Origin of the sequence: Weizmannia sp. FSL W8-1119, from assembly GCF_038008605.1 — a bacterium.
In the GTDB taxonomy this organism is placed as follows: Bacteria; Bacillota; Bacilli; order Bacillales; family Bacillaceae_C; genus Weizmannia; species Weizmannia coagulans.
In genome coordinates this window covers 2,968,890-2,985,836 of sequence record NZ_JBBOZL010000001.1, presented here as the reverse complement: position 1 = coordinate 2,985,836, position 16,947 = coordinate 2,968,890, and the positions used below count along the sequence as shown (strand labels likewise).

At 47.8% G+C, this 16,947-nt stretch carries 20 protein-coding genes; 19 read left to right on the top strand and 1 reads right to left on the bottom strand.

Going from position 1 to position 16,947, the window contains the following annotated elements:
• The first annotated feature begins 353 nt into the window (after positions 1-353).
• The 19 genes from NSQ19_RS14585 (at position 354) to fabZ (ending at position 16,590) form a co-directional block, all read left to right on the top strand.
• A complete protein-coding gene (locus NSQ19_RS14585; RefSeq protein WP_017553097.1) occupies positions 354-728 on the top strand; it encodes an ATP synthase subunit I in 375 nt (124 codons plus the stop codon).
• 16 nt (positions 729-744) lie between these two features.
• Complete coding sequence (atpB, locus tag NSQ19_RS14580; protein WP_014096761.1) at positions 745-1,461, top strand: F0F1 ATP synthase subunit A; 717 nt, start codon at positions 745-747, stop codon at positions 1,459-1,461.
• Positions 1,462-1,526: 65 nt separating this feature from the next.
• Positions 1,527-1,739, top strand: a complete 213-nt coding sequence (gene atpE, locus NSQ19_RS14575; protein ID WP_026104500.1) for a F0F1 ATP synthase subunit C — start codon at positions 1,527-1,529, stop codon at positions 1,737-1,739.
• Between the two features lie 184 nt (positions 1,740-1,923).
• Positions 1,924-2,445: a F0F1 ATP synthase subunit B gene (atpF, locus tag NSQ19_RS14570; RefSeq protein ID WP_017553095.1), complete on the top strand. Its 522-nt coding sequence runs from the start codon at positions 1,924-1,926 to the stop codon at positions 2,443-2,445.
• Positions 2,442-2,978 (top strand): F0F1 ATP synthase subunit delta, encoded by a 537-nt coding sequence (locus tag NSQ19_RS14565; protein ID WP_017553094.1) that lies wholly within the window; start codon positions 2,442-2,444, stop codon positions 2,976-2,978. Before atpF ends, NSQ19_RS14565 begins: the two co-directional genes overlap by 4 nt.
• 23 nt (positions 2,979-3,001) lie before the next feature.
• A complete protein-coding gene (atpA, locus tag NSQ19_RS14560; RefSeq protein WP_013860727.1) occupies positions 3,002-4,516 on the top strand; it encodes a F0F1 ATP synthase subunit alpha in 1,515 nt (504 codons plus the stop codon).
• 143 nt (positions 4,517-4,659) lie between these two features.
• The gene (gene atpG / locus NSQ19_RS14555; protein ID WP_071452167.1) at positions 4,660-5,517 is read left to right on the top strand and encodes an ATP synthase F1 subunit gamma; all 858 of its coding nucleotides are present in this window, start codon (positions 4,660-4,662) and stop codon (positions 5,515-5,517) included.
• Positions 5,518-5,592: 75 nt separating this feature from the next.
• Entirely contained in the window at positions 5,593-7,014 is a 1,422-nt protein-coding gene (gene atpD / locus NSQ19_RS14550) for a F0F1 ATP synthase subunit beta (protein WP_328192050.1), read from the top strand.
• Between the two features lie 22 nt (positions 7,015-7,036).
• Positions 7,037-7,447 carry a F0F1 ATP synthase subunit epsilon gene (locus NSQ19_RS14545; RefSeq protein ID WP_013860724.1) on the top strand — a complete coding sequence of 137 codons (411 nt, stop codon included), beginning with the start codon at positions 7,037-7,039 and terminating at the stop codon, positions 7,445-7,447.
• Between the two features lie 131 nt (positions 7,448-7,578).
• On the top strand, positions 7,579-7,815 hold the full coding sequence (locus tag NSQ19_RS14540) for a DUF1146 family protein (protein WP_195850677.1): 237 nt from the start codon (positions 7,579-7,581) through the stop codon (positions 7,813-7,815).
• Between the two features lie 232 nt (positions 7,816-8,047).
• Positions 8,048-8,788, top strand: a complete 741-nt coding sequence (locus tag NSQ19_RS14535) for a YwmB family TATA-box binding protein (RefSeq protein WP_019721011.1) — start codon at positions 8,048-8,050, stop codon at positions 8,786-8,788.
• Positions 8,789-8,820: 32 nt separating this feature from the next.
• Positions 8,821-10,134, top strand: coding sequence for a UDP-N-acetylglucosamine 1-carboxyvinyltransferase (gene murA, locus NSQ19_RS14530; RefSeq protein ID WP_340703092.1), 1,314 nt, complete (start codon positions 8,821-8,823; stop codon positions 10,132-10,134).
• 370 nt (positions 10,135-10,504) lie between these two features.
• Positions 10,505-11,515: a stage II sporulation protein D gene (gene spoIID / locus NSQ19_RS14525; RefSeq protein ID WP_013860720.1), complete on the top strand. Its 1,011-nt coding sequence runs from the start codon at positions 10,505-10,507 to the stop codon at positions 11,513-11,515.
• Between the two features lie 81 nt (positions 11,516-11,596).
• The gene (locus NSQ19_RS14520; protein ID WP_013860719.1) at positions 11,597-12,367 is read left to right on the top strand and encodes a M23 family metallopeptidase; all 771 of its coding nucleotides are present in this window, start codon (positions 11,597-11,599) and stop codon (positions 12,365-12,367) included.
• Positions 12,368-12,690: 323 nt separating this feature from the next.
• Positions 12,691-12,957, top strand: a complete 267-nt coding sequence (gene spoIIID / locus NSQ19_RS14515) for a sporulation transcriptional regulator SpoIIID (protein ID WP_017553086.1) — start codon at positions 12,691-12,693, stop codon at positions 12,955-12,957.
• 390 nt (positions 12,958-13,347) lie between these two features.
• Positions 13,348-14,349, top strand: coding sequence for a rod shape-determining protein (locus NSQ19_RS14510; RefSeq protein WP_017553084.1), 1,002 nt, complete (start codon positions 13,348-13,350; stop codon positions 14,347-14,349).
• A 38-nt stretch (positions 14,350-14,387) separates the two neighbouring features.
• Positions 14,388-15,176, top strand: coding sequence for a flagellar hook-basal body protein (locus NSQ19_RS14505; RefSeq protein WP_019721006.1), 789 nt, complete (start codon positions 14,388-14,390; stop codon positions 15,174-15,176).
• 27 nt (positions 15,177-15,203) lie between these two features.
• A complete protein-coding gene (locus NSQ19_RS14500; protein ID WP_061566098.1) occupies positions 15,204-16,034 on the top strand; it encodes a flagellar hook-basal body protein in 831 nt (276 codons plus the stop codon).
• Positions 16,035-16,164: 130 nt separating this feature from the next.
• Positions 16,165-16,590 carry a 3-hydroxyacyl-ACP dehydratase FabZ gene (fabZ, locus tag NSQ19_RS14495; RefSeq protein WP_019721004.1) on the top strand — a complete coding sequence of 142 codons (426 nt, stop codon included), beginning with the start codon at positions 16,165-16,167 and terminating at the stop codon, positions 16,588-16,590.
• 189 nt (positions 16,591-16,779) lie between these two features.
• Here the strand turns inward: fabZ and NSQ19_RS14490 are convergent, their stop codons facing one another.
• Positions 16,780-16,944 carry a hypothetical protein gene (locus tag NSQ19_RS14490; RefSeq protein WP_013860712.1) on the bottom strand — a complete coding sequence of 55 codons (165 nt, stop codon included), beginning with the start codon at positions 16,942-16,944 and terminating at the stop codon, positions 16,780-16,782.
• Between the last annotated feature and the right edge of the window lie 3 nt (positions 16,945-16,947).

Genomic DNA, 16,947 nt, shown 5'->3' with positions numbered 1-16,947 from the left:
CAAGCTTACGCCGGTGTACGGTGTTTCCTTCCTGTTCCGGGAAGCGGGATGGCCATTTTCCGAAAAAATAAGTTCTAATGACTATATCAAGGAAACTCCTATTGACATTGGATAAGCGCTATTGTATGCTAAAAAAGTGTACATAATGAGAAGGTTTTCATGAGGTTGGGATTCTACTATTAATATGCCGGAAATGTGAAAAACCAGTAAAGCCGGGGCTGCAGGCTGTTCGTAACCTTAACAAATTGCAAGTTTTGGTTAAGAATGTTGCGATTTGCCAGGTGAGGAAGTGACATACTGCTTTCCTGCTGTGCTGCAAACGATCGGCGTCCCTTGTCAGGAGTGTTTAAGGCATGCCGGAACTTCTACGTATTTACAAAAGACAGCGCAAGTATTTGGTGATTCTTTTGTGCCTTTATTTGGCGGGGGCGATGTTTCCCGGTTACCGTTCTGTTTTCCTCGGGCTTTTGCTTGGCACAACTGTCAGCCTCTTTAACTTATGGCTTATGGTGAAGAAAACAATGGCTGTTACCGATGTTTCTCCGGGCAAAAAAAGGATCTCGCTCGGTACCGGGATGAGAATGGCGGCTGCCGTACTCGCGGTAGCGGTGGCGCTCCGTTTTCCGGATTTGTTTCATCTATTGGCTGTAGTGATTGGCATAATGACATCTTATCTCGTCATTATGATAGATTTTTTTGTAGGTTTGCTTCAACAGAGAAAAAAGTAAAGTGAGGTGAGTTTCGGTGGAACATAAGCAACCGATAGTCGAATTCATGGGGTTGTATTTTAACCTGTCCAACGTCATGATGATTACTGTCTCATCCTTGATCGTGTTCATCATTGCGGTCATCTCAACAAGAAAGTTGGCGTTGAAACCTACAGGCATGCAGAATTTTATGGAATGGGTCATGGATTTTGTCAGAGGGATCATTAAAAGCAATATGGACTGGAAAACCGGCGGCGTCTTTCATATTCTGGGCCTAACATTGATCATGTATATCTTTGTTTCCAATATGCTCGGATTGCCGTTTATGGTTGTTTATGATCATTATTCCTGGTGGAAGTCACCTACTTCCGACCCGGTTGTTACCCTTACGCTGGCCGTTCTGGTCATGGGCCTGTCCCACTTTTACGGTGTCAAAAAGAGAGGGTTTGGCGGATATCTGAAAAGCTATGCTGAACCGTTATGGTTTTTGGTCCCGATTAACCTGATCGAACAGTTTGCCAACACGTTAACATTAGGGCTCCGGCTTTACGGGAATATTTATGCCGGCGAAGTGCTGCTGTCGCTGCTTGCGGGCACTTTGGCGATGCATACAAACATTTGGGGGACAATCGGAGCGATTATTCCGACCCTTGTATGGCAAGGATTTTCCATTTTTGTCGGCACGATCCAGGCATATATCTTTACCATGTTAACAATGGTTTATATTTCTCATAGGATTGCCCATGAGGAATAACCATTTCTATATTTTTGAAAAATCACCTATTTATATATTCCAAAGGAGGAAATCTTATCATGAGTTTGGGTATTCTTGCAGCAGCAATCGCGGTTGGTTTGGCAGCATTGGGCGCCGGTATCGGCAACGGCCTTATTGTCGGTCGTACAGTTGAAGGGATTGCAAGGCAGCCGGAAGCACGCGGCCTTTTGCAGACAACAATGTTTATCGGCATCGGCTTAGTTGAAGCTCTTCCTATCATTGCGGTTGTTATCGCATTTATTGCACTGGGAAGATAAGGAACATGTTGACGGCGAAGCGGATTCTAAGAGACCTTCGCCTTTCCTTTATGGTTTAGCCGGGAACAGCTGTAGCTTCGGTTATGAGCGGTTCAGGGCAATCTTTTTTGAACCATTTTGCTTCTTTTTTTGGTAAAAGGTGCGAAAGAATGTTTTAAGAACGTGTGGAAGGGAGTGAACCCGGGTGTCCCAGACTGATTTAGTACTCGGATTTGTGCTAGGGAAGCTCAACACAGGCGATATTTTATTCCAGGCCATTGTGTTTGTTGTGTTGCTTCTGCTATTGAAAAAATTTGCTTACGGCCCTCTAGTTGAAATGATGAGGAAACGTGAGGAACATATTGCAAAAGAAATTGAAACGGCGGAAAAAAACCGCGAAGAAGCAGCCAGGCTTTTGGAAGAACAGCGCAAGATGCTGAAAGAAGCACGTGTTGAAGGCCAGAATTTAATTGAAAATGCAAGGAAACAGGCAGAAGTGCAGCATGATGATATCGTTGCAACAGCGCGCCAGGAAGCAGAACGCATGAAAGATGCTGCCAAAGTTGAAATCGAACAGGAAAAAGCGAAAGCTGTTGCTGCTTTGCGTGAACAGGTAGCATCCTTGTCCGTGATGATTGCCTCTAAAGTGATTGAAAAAGAAATTTCCGAGAAAGACCACGAGAAATTCATACTCGATTCTATTAAAGAGGCAGGAGAAATGAAATGAGTAATGAGGCGGTAGAAAAACGGTACGCTTCGGCACTTTTCGAGCTTGCAAAAGAGCACGGGCAGCTTCAAGAAATCGAAAAAGAAGTCCGGGCGGTAAGAGAGGTTTTTGAGGAAAACGAACCGTTCCGAAAGCTCCTTAAATCTCCGAAATTGACGATAGAAAAGAAACAAGAAATCCTTAAAAACATTTTTTCCGGATTATCCACTTTCACTTTGAATTTGTTGTTGCTCTTGACTGAGCGGCACAGGGACGAGCTCATCCCGAGGGTATGCCGTGCTTTTATTGAACGGGTGAATGATGAACGCGGTATTGCAGATGCACTTGTCTACTCTGCTCGCCCGCTTTCTGCTGACGAGAGCAAAGCGATATCCGAAGTATTTGCCAAAAAGGTCGGAAAGCGGTCTTTAAACATTGAGAATATCGTGGATGACGGTCTGCTGGCCGGATTAAAGATTAGAATCGGCAACTCTATTTTTGACAGCAGTTTGCGCGGAAAATTGGAACGTCTTGAAAAAACATTAATCAGTTAAGTGAGAAATGAGGTGCTGGATTTATGAGCATTAAGGCTGAAGAAATCAGCTTGCTGATAAAAAAACAGATTGAAAATTACCAGTCTGAAATTGAAGTGAGCGATGTCGGTACCGTTATCGAAGTCGGTGACGGGATTGCGCGTGCACACGGTCTTGACCAGGCCATGTCCGGGGAACTGCTGGAATTTTCCAACGGGGTCATGGGGCTTGCGCAGAACCTTGAGGAAAGCAATGTCGGGATCATTATTCTCGGGCCTTACCGTGAAATTCATGAAGGCGATGAAGTAAGGCGTACAGGCCGGATCATGCAGGTGCCGGTCGGGGAGGAACTCATCGGCCGTGTCGTCAACCCGCTCGGCCAGCCGGTTGACGGGCTCGGGCCCATCAACACAACGAAAACCCGCCCGATTGAATCTAAAGCGCCTGGCGTAATGGACCGGAAATCGGTAAGCGAACCGCTGCAAACGGGGATTAAGGCGATCGATGCACTTGTGCCGATCGGCCGCGGGCAGCGGGAATTGATTATTGGCGACCGCCAAACTGGTAAAACGACTATTGCGATTGATACGATTATAAACCAAAAAGACCAGGACATGATTTGTATCTATGTTGCGATTGGCCAAAAAGAATCGACCGTCCGCGGTACAGTTGAAACGCTCCGCAAATTCGGGGCTTTGGATTATACGATTGTGGTAACGGCTTCCGCTTCGCAACCGGCGCCTCTTCAATACCTGGCACCGTATGCCGGTGTTGCGATGGGCGAAGAATTCATGTACAACGGAAAACACGTGCTCGTTGTGTATGATGACTTATCCAAACAGGCTGTTGCTTACCGTGAACTTTCCTTGCTCTTGCGCCGTCCGCCGGGCCGTGAAGCATATCCTGGCGACGTATTCTATTTGCACTCCCGCCTGCTTGAACGTGCCGCCAAATTAAGTGATGCAAAAGGCGGAGGTTCATTGACCGCCCTGCCGTTTGTTGAAACACAGGCCGGCGATATTTCGGCTTACATTCCGACAAACGTGATTTCGATTACAGACGGGCAGATCTTCCTGCAGTCCGACTTGTTCTTCTCAGGTGTCCGCCCGGCGATCAATGCAGGGTTATCCGTATCCCGCGTAGGCGGTGCCGCGCAAATCAAGGCAATGAAAAAAGTTTCCGGCACACTGCGCCTTGACCTGGCATCTTACCGTGAACTTGAGTCATTTGCCCAATTCGGGTCGGATCTGGATAAAGCCACCCAGGCAAAACTGGCACGCGGGCAGCGTACGGTTGAAGTATTGAAGCAGGACCTGAACAAGCCAATCAAAGTGGAAAAACAAGTATGCATCCTGTATGCATTAACAAAAGGATTGCTGGACGATATTCAAGTGGAAGACATTCTCCGTTTTGAATCGGAACTTTATGACTGGCTGGACCAGAACCGGGCATCACTGCTCGAAGAAATCCGTACAACCGGAAATCTTCCTGACGATGAAAAAATGAAAGAAGCCATTCAGGCATTTAAAAAGACCTTCGTAGCATCTGAACATCAATAATTGGACAGAGAACCCCGTTACCCGTATGCGGCATGCGTGCTTTTTCACTGCAGCATCCGAACCGGAGGCAAACGGGCCGGACAGACAAAGGATTTCAATCCAGGATTGGAATCCTGATTAACTCACAAGGGTGGTGAAGTGAAGTGGCATCCTTACGCGATATAAAAAACCGGATCAACTCTACGCAGAAAACAAGCCAGATTACGAAGGCGATGCAGATGGTGTCGTCTGCAAAACTGAACCGTGCGGAATTGTCCGCCAAATCATTTGTCCCCTACATGGAGAAAATGCAGGATGTAGTAGTCAGCATTTCCCAGGGGACAGGCGGCGCCCGGCATCCGATGCTTGTTTCCCGCCCGGTTAAAAGGACCGGTTATTTCGTGATCACATCTGACCGCGGACTGGCCGGCGCTTTTAACAGCAACGTTTTAAGGCTTGTAACCCAGACCATCCGGGAACGCCATCAATCTGATGATGAATATGCGATTATTGTGATCGGCCGTACAGGATACGAATTTTTCAGGCGTCTAAAGATGAATGTTGTGCTGCAGATTGTCGGCCTGTCTGACCATCCGACATTCCAGGATATCAAAAATATCACGAAGAAAACGGTCGCGATGTATGAAGACGGGACATTCGATGAGTTGTATTTGTATTACAACCATTTTGTCAGCGCCATTAGCCAGGATGTGACGGAAAAAAGGCTGCTGCCGCTTACGGATGTAACGGCGACAAACCGGCTCATTTCCTATGAATTTGAACCGTCTGCAGAAGAAATCCTGAATGTTTTGCTGCCGCAATACGCAGAAAGCCTTATTTATGGCGCGCTGCTGGACAGCAAAGCAAGTGAACACGCGGCACGCATGACTGCAATGAAAAATGCGACGGACAATGCAACTGAATTAATCGACTCGTTGACATTGACATATAACCGTGCCCGCCAGGCATCCATCACACAGGAAATTACAGAAATTGTCGGTGGAGCAGCTGCACTGGAATAATTTCCGTTTTGGCAAACCGCTCTTTTGCCGAAACGGATCGGGCATGTGCCATCAAGCAAGTTAGGAGGGAACAGTATGAGCATTGGACACGTTCTGCAAGTAATGGGTCCGGTAGTTGACGTAAAGTTTGAAAACGGTCAGCTCCCTGATATTTATAACGCATTAAAAATCAATTATAAAGCAAAAAATGCCAATGAAGTGGATATCAATGTTACACTGGAAGTTGCATTACACCTGGGCGATGATGCCGTCCGCACAATTGCGATGGCTTCCACAGACGGCATCCGTCGCGGCATGGAAGTAGTGGACACAGGCACGCCAATTTCTGTACCGGTAGGGGAAGCAACCCTTGGCCGTGTATTTAATGTGCTCGGGGAAGTCATTGACCTTGACGGCGAACTGAAAGGCAATGTGCGCCGCGACCCGATCCAAAAACCGGCGCCTTCCTTCGAGCAGTTATCCACGCAGGTTGAAATTCTTGAAACCGGCATTAAAGTCATTGACCTTTTGGCGCCTTACATCAAAGGCGGGAAGATCGGTTTGTTCGGCGGTGCCGGCGTTGGCAAAACCGTGTTAATCCAGGAACTGATTAACAACGTTGCACAGGAACACGGTGGTATTTCTGTATTCGCCGGCGTAGGGGAACGGACGCGTGAAGGGAACGACCTCTACTACGAAATGAAAGATTCCGGCGTTATTGCCAAAACAGCAATGGTGTTCGGGCAAATGAACGAACCGCCTGGCGCACGTATGCGTGTGGCTTTAACAGGCCTGACGATGGCTGAATATTTCCGTGACGAACAAGGCCAGGACGTATTGCTCTTTATCGACAATATTTTCCGTTTCACACAGGCAGGTTCTGAAGTGTCTGCGTTGCTCGGCCGTATGCCGTCAGCCGTAGGTTACCAGCCGACCCTTGCAACCGAAATGGGCCAGCTGCAGGAACGGATTACATCTACAAATAAAGGTTCAATCACATCGATCCAGGCGATCTATGTGCCGGCTGACGACTACACTGACCCGGCTCCGGCCACAACATTCGCCCACCTCGATGCGACGACCAACCTTGAACGCCGTTTGTCGGAAATGGGGATTTATCCTGCTGTAGATCCGCTCGCTTCGACATCCAGGGCATTGTCCCCTGAAATTGTCGGGGAAGAGCATTACAACGTTGCCCGCCAGGTACAGCAAACATTGCAACGTTATCGCGAGCTCCAGGACATTATCGCGATCCTCGGGATGGATGAACTGAGCGAAGATGACAAACTGGTTGTTGCGCGCGCACGCCGCATCCAGTTCTTCCTGTCGCAAAACTTCCACGTTGCGGAACAATTTACCGGCCAGCCGGGATCTTATGTGCCGGTTAAGGAAACTGTCCGCGGCTTTAAAGAAATTCTTGAAGGGAAATACGACCATCTTCCTGAAGATGCTTTCCGCCTCGTAGGCACGATCGAGGATGCTGTGAAAAAAGCGGAAGCCATGGGCGTAAAAGCATAATGCGGGACCGGGAGGAAGTAAAATGAGGACATTTGAAGCCAGTGTTGTCACTCCGGACGGCCCGGTATACAATGCGGAAGTGGAAATGGTAATTGCAAAAGCCAAAAGCGGCGAGATCGGTATCCTGTACGGGCATGTTCCGCTTGTTGCGCCGCTTGATATCGGAGTTGTCCGGTTTAAAAACGGCGACCAGGAAAAAGTAGTTGCAGTGAGCGGCGGCATTTTGGAAACACGCTCCAACCAGGTGACCATTCTGGCACAGGCTGCCGAAACACCCGAACAAATTGACATCCGGCGGGCGGAAGAAGCAAAGCAGCGTGCAGAAAAAAGATTGCACCAGTCCCATCAGGATGATATCGATTTTAGACGGGCGGAGCTTGCGTTAAAACGCGCGATGAACCGGATTGAAGTCTATCGCCACTTTTCCAGATAACCGCTTTTCCTTACTGTCATTTTATGATCAAAAAGGCACCTTCTGCTTCTTCGGAAGGTGTTTTTCTTTAAGCAGCCGGCTTGCCGGGCAAGGCGCCTGAACGGGCAAAAACAGGAAGGGAATGAGGACAGATGACAGCTGAATTCGGAACGCAGGCAGTGCTCAGCATCCTTGTGAATTTGTTTTTTATTGGCATGACGTTTTGGATCCTTCAAGCCGTCCATATTGACAAGATCATAAAGAAAAACCGCATTGTCCAGGCAAGGCTTTTGTATATTTTCCTTTCTGTCGCAATCGGATACAGCGTCAGCAATTTTTTCCTTGACTATTTGATATGGGCGCAGCGCCTGCATTTCCTGTTCCAATGACGGGTACCGCTAAGCATTGTTTCAAAATTCCAATTGATCGGTTCTTTTGAGGCTGAAAAATGGTTTGTTTTTCCTGTTTCCAAAAAATGATCCGTTGCATATAATTTAGGTATGCTTTTTTGACAAAATTCATTATACTAGTGTATAGGGTGTCAAAACTTGACGACTTTTACCTGGTATGTCTGCCGTCTCTCTTGTTAACACTTTTAATAAGGGAGAGGGGAGCGCAAAGATGAAATTCCGATTTGTATATCCGGTTTTGGCAATTGTTGGTTTGACACTGATTTTCGTGGGGAATAAGACAGATGCGGCCAATTTTACGGATCAATTGCAGTTATTTCAGGCGTCCATTGCAAAATTGAACGGCAAAGTCACTGAATGGTCTTTATATACAAGAGAACCCCTGCGGGCGCCGTCCGAACCGGAATGGGCCGAAAAAGTGCAGACATTGCAGGATACATTCCCTGAAATGCACTGGTCGGTAAAAAAGGACAGGCATGTGAAGGTGCTCACGGGCAAGCTGGAAAAAAGCCATTATGTCGAAACCGTAAAATTGATGTCGACCTTATCAAATGCTGAAAACGGTTCGTATATCATTTATGAAGTGAATGGCAAAGGATGGGACCGCGCGCAAATGCGCAAAGTCAATCAATTGGTATCTGCCCGCACTCGAGCGCTTTTTACGAAAAAGCCCATGGTTTTCTCTTGTATCAAAGGCGAATTCAGTGATAAAATGGATCATGTTTTGTTACGTGGAAAAAAAGAACAATTGCTGAAACGTCTTGATGCGCAAGAAATTGAAACAATGGAAGAAAAGAACTTTTATGCGGTTTCCGGATACTCGCCTAAGTTTTCTGAAAATATCCATGCCAAAAACCGGAAAATGAATGTGCAAATCGGTTTGCGAGACAGCGGTTTGGGCGGTAAGACAACGGTCGTAATTGGCACACCCATCATTACGATTGAATATTAATATAGAGAATATGGACGCGGAGGGGAATACTCTTGGAAAAGATCATCGTCCGCGGCGGAAACAGGCTTCAGGGCACCGTTCAAGTGGAAGGTGCAAAGAATGCCGTATTGCCTGTGATCGCTGCATCGTTATTGGCAAGTGAAGGAAAAAGCATCATACGTGATGTACCACAACTCTCCGATGTATTTACAATCAGTGAAGTGCTGCGCCACTTGAATGCTGAAGTTACGTTTCTGGATAATGAAATCACTGTAGATGCATCAAGGGAGTTATCAATTGAAACGCCTTTTGAATATGTACGCAAAATGAGGGCATCTTTTTTAGTGCTGGGGCCGTTACTGGCGAGAACCGGGAAAGCAAGGGTCGCATTACCGGGAGGCTGTGCCATTGGATCCCGCCCTATTGACTTGCACTTAAAAGGATTTGAAGCAATGGGCGCCAAAGTAGATGTGGGAAACGGTTTTATTGAAGCGTCTGTATCCGGCCGCTTGCATGGCGCGAAAATATATATGGATTTTCCAAGCGTCGGCGCAACCCAGAATATCATGATGGCCGCATCGCTGGCTGACGGACAAACGGTCATTGAAAACTGTGCAAAAGAACCTGAAATTGTGGATCTTGCCAATTTCCTGAATGAAATGGGCGCAAATGTAAAAGGTGCCGGCACGGGAACCATTAAGATCGAAGGTGTGGATAAGCTGCATGCTGCTGATCATACCATCATACCGGACAGAATTGAAGCAGGGACATTTATGGTTGCCGCTGCGATTACAAAGGGAAATGTGTTGGTAAAAGGTGCGGTACCTGAGCATATTTCTTCCTTAATTGCAAAGCTGGAGGAAATGGGTGTCACCATCATTGAAGAAGAGAACGGTGTCCGGGTTATCGGCCCGGAAACATTAAAGGCAGTAGACATAAAGACAATGCCTTATCCGGGATTCCCGACCGATATGCAGTCGCAAATGATGGCGCTCCTTTTGTGTGCTGAAGGCACGAGCGTGATTACGGAAACGGTATTTGAAAACCGATTCATGCATGTGGAAGAATTCCGGCGCATGAATGCGGATTTAAAAATAGAAGGGCGTTCGGTTATTGTGAACGGGCCGTGCAATTTGCAGGGGGCTGAAGTTGCCGCAACAGACCTGCGGGCAGCCGCCGCTTTAATTATTGCCGGGCTGGCGGCAAAAGGCATTACCCGGGTGACCGAATTAAAACATCTGGACCGCGGCTATTTGAACTTTCATTTAAAACTGGCTGCACTTGGGGCCGACATTGAAAGGGTCGACGACGAAGCGGAAGTTGCGCCGGCAAAACAAGATCAATTGCTTGCTGACGCCAATCTTTAGTTTGTATAAAAACCTCTGTACATATTCCCCATGTGCAGGGTTTTTTTTTCGCCATTTTTCTTCTGCTGTTCCCATTATGGACAAAACAGGCCGGTTTCAAACGTACAGGCCTTGATTTTTCATGCAGTTGTTGAAACAGTTTATGCTGAAACGCCGTCCAATGCGTTTCCTCCCGCCTCAAGCGATGCGCCTCCGGAACTTATCCGGTTGTCGCCAGAGCGCGCCGGGAAGGTTCGTCGGCTTTTTTTCGGTGCTGCCCCATGCTTGCCCCGCACACCCTTGAGCGTGCATTTTTAATCATAAATGCTTGTCCCGTCCCATAAATTGGAGTATAGGCTTTCCACCACTTCGATCATATGGAGGCGTCAGCATGAAACCAATCAAACCCGTTGTAATCGCAGCGATCCTCGTCCTCGCCTTTTCCTTTCTCATTCCGGCCCTTGTCGTCCTTCCGTTCCACAACGACAAGGTGAGCGGAAAATTGCATGAAAAAAAACCGCCAAAGGAGGAGAAAGCAACGGTATCCGTCCAGGTATCCGTATACAGAAGCATGGAGAAAAAGGTTGACCGCGTGCCAATGGAAGACTATGTTGCAGGCGTGGTCGCAGCTGAAATGCCTGCAACGTTTAAACTCGAGGCATTAAAAGCCCAGGCACTGACTGCCCGCACTTTCATTGTCAACCGGATGTTAAATGGCGGAAACAGGGATTTGCCGGATAATGCCAATGTGACAGATACGGTCAACGACCAGGTATATTTGAGCCGGGATGAACTGAAAAACGTTTGGGGGAAAGCGTATCAGGAAAAAATGGAGAAAATCGACAAAGCGGTTGCTGCAACAGAAGGCGAAATCATCACTTACCATAACAAGCCGATCGATGCAGCGTTTTTTTCCACCAGCAACGGCTACACAGAAAATGCCGGCGATTACTGGTCCAGTGCCGTACCCTATTTAAAAAGCGTGAAAAGCCCGTGGGATCAAAACTCGCCTAAATTCAAGAAAGTCACATCCATCCCCGCCACGGCGTTCGAACAAAAACTGGGGATCCGGATTCAAGCGAATGATACGGGAACTGTCTTATCCAGGACAGAAGGAAAAAGAGTGGCGAAAATCAAAATTGCCGGCAAAGTTTTCACCGGCAGGCAGGTGAGGGAGAAGCTGGGGCTGCCTTCTTCAGATTTTACATGGGAAAGAAAAGGAAAAGAAATTGAAATTATAACGAAAGGATACGGGCACGGCGTCGGCATGAGCCAGTACGGGGCAAACGGCATGGCACAGGAAGGGAAAGATTATAAAGCGATTGTGGCGTATTATTATCAAGGCGTCACGGTGAAACCATTCAGCCAAATTGCCGGAGCCGGCGCCCTGGCAAAAAGATAATCCCTCCCGGACAAAAATTTTTTAAACTTGATGTATAAACAAATGAAGAAATGTTCAGAATGGTTGCTGAGGTGATGATAAATGAGAGAGGAAGAAAAGAAACGGCCTTCTCAACCAAAGAACATAAAAAATTTCTTCAAAAAACGCTGGGTCTATCCGGCAATCTATTTAGTAAGTGCGGTGCTGTTGATTACAGGGATTATTTGGTATCAGTCGCTTGGAACCCATTCGGCAAAAGAAAAATTTAAAAACGATGCATCCATCAGCCAGAAAGGATCCGGCAATGACGCAATCGAAGTAAACAAAGCGGTAGAAAACTTCAGAATGCCGGTACAAAAACCTGAACTGGCCACGATTGAGAAGAAGTTTTACGACGCGAATGCTTCCGTCAAGGACCAGGAAGCCGCACTCGTTGTATACGGCAACACATATCAGCCGAACCAGGGAATTGACATCACGATGAAAAATGGCAAAACATTTGACGTTGTTGCTGCAATGGGCGGTACCGTCACAAAAGTGCAGGAAGATGCCGTTTTGGGCAATGTCATTGAAGTCGAACATGACAAAGGCGTGACGACCGAATACCAATCGGTGAAAGACATTGCGGTGAAAGAAGGCGATATGGTCAAGCAAGGACAAACGATCGCAAAAGCCGGCCGGAGCGAGCTGAACAAAGCCGCCGGGACGCATCTTCATTTTGAAATCCGCAAAGACGATGTGGCGGTCAATCCGGAAGGCTACTTCAATAAAACGGCCAGCGACGTCAAAACGCCGGAAGTTTCATCCGAAAGCAGCCAGTCCAAGCAAAGCCGGTCTTCGGAAAAAACATCAACCAGCCAGAACAGCCATTAATACAGCCCGCGTGTATACAGGACAGAAAACCTCTGTCCTTTTTTTGTTTTCCGCCCGCTTCCCGTAAAAAAGCAGTTTCTTGCATAAAATGGTACACAAGCTAATAAACTGTTACAAACTTGACAAAAAAGCGGGAGTGTTTGAGGTGAGGAATCGTTAATGACGGGAGCATCTTCGCTACAGACTTGATTATATTCTGCACCATCAGAAAGGCTTCACTTTCTGCCGCAAGCATGAACAGCCTGCGGGATCCAGTACAAAATTGAATCCGGCGAGTCTCATTTCACACGCCTCACATCCAATTTTGGGGGAGGGCGAGTAGTGTGCACGATTACATCAAAGAGAGGACTATCAAGATTGGGAAGTATATCGTGGAGACGAGGAAAACAGTTCGCGTAATTGCGAAAGAGTTTGGCGTATCCAAAAGTACTGTCCATAAAGATTTGACGGAAAGGCTGCCGGAAATCAATCCGGAACTGGCAAATGAGGTAAAGAATATCCTCGATTACCATAAATCTGTCCGCCATTTGCGCGGAGGGGAAGCAACAAAGCAAAAATATAAAAAAGAAGAGTATCCGGTCACAGAGTAACAGAAAAACCGCAGCAGCGCTTTCCGGCTCATGAGGGCTCCATGATTCCTGAAAGAAGCAATCGAATTGCGCGGTTGCTTCTTTTTACGGTCCGGGCCCGTTTTGGGAGCGGTTCAGCCACAGGATGCGCAGCTGCTTTCATCCGGTAAACGGCTTTCGCAGAATTGAAACGGACACCCTGCGCGAAAGCTGCTTTTTTGCAAACCGGCCCCCCGTAAAATCCCCTTCGTTTGCCTCGCTTGAAAAATACCCGAAAATAAAATTTGACAAATGGTCCCGAAACCCGGCAAAAATATGCTAAAATAAATAATCAGGGATAACAGACAATGATAGACTTCGAATAGATAAATCGTCCTAAAAAAGTTTGAAAAATGAGGAAGGAGCACATACATGTTTGCAAAGGATATAGGAATTGATTTGGGTACCGCGAATGTACTGATCCACGTAAAAGGCCAGGGAATTGTGCTGAATGAGCCGTCTGTTGTAGCCATTGAGAAAACGGCCAATAAAGTGCTCGCGGTCGGGGAGGAAGCGCGCCGCATGGTTGGCAGGACGCCGGGCAATATTGTCGCCATCCGCCCGCTGAAAGACGGCGTCATTGCCGATTTTGACGTAACGGAAACGATGCTGCGGTATTTTATTAACAAGTTGAATGTAAAGGGATTCTTATCGAAACCGCGCATTTTGATTTGCTGCCCGACAAATATTACGAGCGTGGAGCAAAAAGCGATCCGCGAGGCAGCAGAAAAAAGCGGCGGGAAAAATGTTTACCTGGAAGAAGAACCGAAAGTGGCGGCCATCGGTGCAGGCATGGATATTTTCCAGCCGAGCGGGAATATGGTGGTCGATATCGGCGGCGGCACGACGGATATTGCGGTACTGTCGATGGGGGACATTGTGACAAGCTCGTCCATCAAAATGGCCGGTGACAAATTTGACAATGAAATTCTGCAGTATATTAAACGGGAGTACAAACTGCTGATCGGCGAACGGACGGCAGAGAATATCAAGATGAATATCGGCACGGTATTTCCGGGCGCCCGCAATGAAGAAATGGACATCCGGGGCAGGGATATGGTTTCCGGCTTGCCGCGGACGATTACGATCAAATCCGCTGAAATTGAAAAAGCGCTGCGTGAATCCGTGTCCATCATTGTCCACGCCACGAAAAACGTTTTAGAGAAAACGCCTCCTGAACTGTCAGCCGACATCATTGACCGCGGTGTCATTTTAACAGGCGGCGGGGCCCTTTTACACGGTATTGACCAATTGCTTGCCGAAGAAATTAAAGTGCCGGTCCTTGTTGCCGAAAATCCGATGAGTTCCGTAGCGATCGGAACAGGCATCATGCTTGAAAATATCGATAAAATTTCAAGAAGAAAACTCGTTTAATCAAACGTTTGATGAATGCTCCAGCGAGGTGAATGGCAATGTTACGGGGTTTATATACAGCGGCTTCCGGGATGATCGCCCAGCAGCGGAAAACGGATTTGCTCGCCAATAATTTATCCAACGCAGACACGCCAGGGTATAAAACGGACCAGTCATCGATCCGCTCTTTCCCGAAAATGCTGCTCAGTTATATGGATAAAAACGGGACAACAGGCGAAGTAGTGAAATCGGTCGGGTCACTTGCGACCGGTGTTTATATGCAGGAAACACTGCCGCTTTTTAAACAGGGTGACCTTAAAGAAACAGGCAACCGGACCGATTTGGCCATATTAGATCAGGCTTCACCGCAAGGAAGCCTGTTCTTCCGCATCGATGACGGCAACGGGCATGAAGCCTATACGCGGAACGGGAATTTCACAGTGAACCCGGAAGGCTATTTAACGACCGCTTCCGGCCATTACGTGCTGGATGAAAACGGGGGCCGCATTCAGACGGGGGGAACCGATTTTTCCGTCGATGCGGCTGGCGTGGTAACGGAAAACGGGCGGTATGCGGGCACGATCGGCCTTGCCTACGCCCAAAATCCGGCACAGCTTGAGAAAACAGGCGACGGTTTATATACGCTCGCGAATAACGGGGCGCTGCCAGCTGCAGGCCAAAACGGCTTTCAAATCAAGCAGGGCTGCCTGGAATCTTCCAATGTCGATGAGACAAAAACAATGACAGATATGATGAGTGCTTACCGCTCTTTTGAAGCCAATCAAAAAGTGCTGCAGGCTTATGACGCAAGCCTCGGCAAAGCCGTAAATGACGTAGGAAAAGTATAACGGAGAATGGTGGGGTGAGACAGCGCCATGAATCAATCCATGTTGACAGCAACCAATACGCTCAGGCAGTTGCAGGACAAAATCGATACCATCAGCCATAATGTTGCTAATGTGGATACAAACGGCTATAAAAGCAAACAGGCGAGCTTTACCGATCTGCTCGCCCAGCAAATCAACAACCAGCCGGATCCATCCAAAGAAACAGGCAGAAAAACGCCGTACGGCATCCGGACCGGCACGGGGGCAAAACTGGCACAAGCGGTGCTTTCCCCATCGCAGGGGGCGCTTGAAAATACCGGACGCGCCCTTGATATGGCCTTTACAAAAGAAAACCAGTATTTAAAAGTGCTTGCCCGGGCAAATGGCAGTGATGAAGTGGCATTTACACGCAACGGCGCATTGGAAGTGTCCCCGCTCGGAAACAATAGAAGTGTGCTCACTGATGCGAACGGGAATCCTGTCCTGGATGAGAATAACAGGATGATTACATTCCAGGGCAGAGTAGCAGATTACGCGATCAGGCCAAACGGGATCTTGCAGGTGGTATACAGTGACGGCACGCGGGAAAGCTTTAACCTCGGCGTTGTCCAAATACGCAACCCGCAAGTGCTGGAACAGGCCGGGAACAACTTGCTGAGGCTGCCGCAAAACGCCAATGCGGCAAATGTATACACCGATTTAAAGGGGGCAAACCGCAGCCAAATTTCTATGCAGCAGGGCGCGCTTGAAAAATCGAATGTCGACCTTTCTGCTGAAATAACGGAGCTAACGAAAACAGAACGGTTGTATCAGTTCCAGTCAAGGACGATTACATTGTCCGACCAGATGATGGGCCTTGTAAACAACATCCGTTCCTGATGATTCGCTTTTTACGAAAACCAGCTGCCTTACGTACTTTAAGGCAGTATCCGGGGACGCGGCCGTTTCGGATCCTGCCCGCCGCCTTATTTCTCCCGGACTGAAACTGAAAACGGAGGATTTTTTGCCAATGTTGGATTTACAGCAAATTAAAGACATTCTCCCGCACCGTTATCCTTTTTTATTGATTGATCGCATTCTTGAGGTGGAAGAAGGAAAACGTGCGGTTGGAATCAAAAACGTATCCGGAAACGAACCTTTTTTTGCAGGCCACTTTCCGCAATATCCGGTCATGCCGGGTGTATTGATTGTGGAGGCGCTCGCACAGGTGGGCGCGGTCGCCATGTTGAAAAAGGAAGAAAACCGCGGGAAACTTGCGCTTTTTGCAGGTATTGACAAGTGCCGGTTTAAACGCCAGGTAAAACCGGGAGACCAGCTTCGCCTCGAAGTGGAAATCATCCGCTTGAAAGGGCCGGTCGGAAAAGGCAAAGCGGTTGCTACAGTCGGCGGGGAGCTTGCCTGTGAAGCGGAGATCATGTTTGCACTCGAAAAATAGCAGCGGAACAGATCTTGCCGCTTTTTTCCGTAAAAAAAATCAGCCGGATGTCCAGCTGACCAAAAAGAAAAGGGGATAGAAGAGGATCGATATTGATAACAAACACATTCTCTCTGATGGGGCAAAATAGGAGAAACGTTAGGAACTGGTAAAATGGAAAAGAAAGTTGGAAAAGGAAAACTCATACGTTTACTTCAGATGTGGCACGAGTGCGGGCATTTTGCGGCTCTCTTCCTCTATCCGTTTTACTTCCTGCATCAAAAGTGCAAGCTGCCGGTTCAGCATGCCCTGTTTGACGATCATATCCGCTAATACCCGCTCAAGTGCATCCAACCGTTTTGCAGCATCTTCCATTGC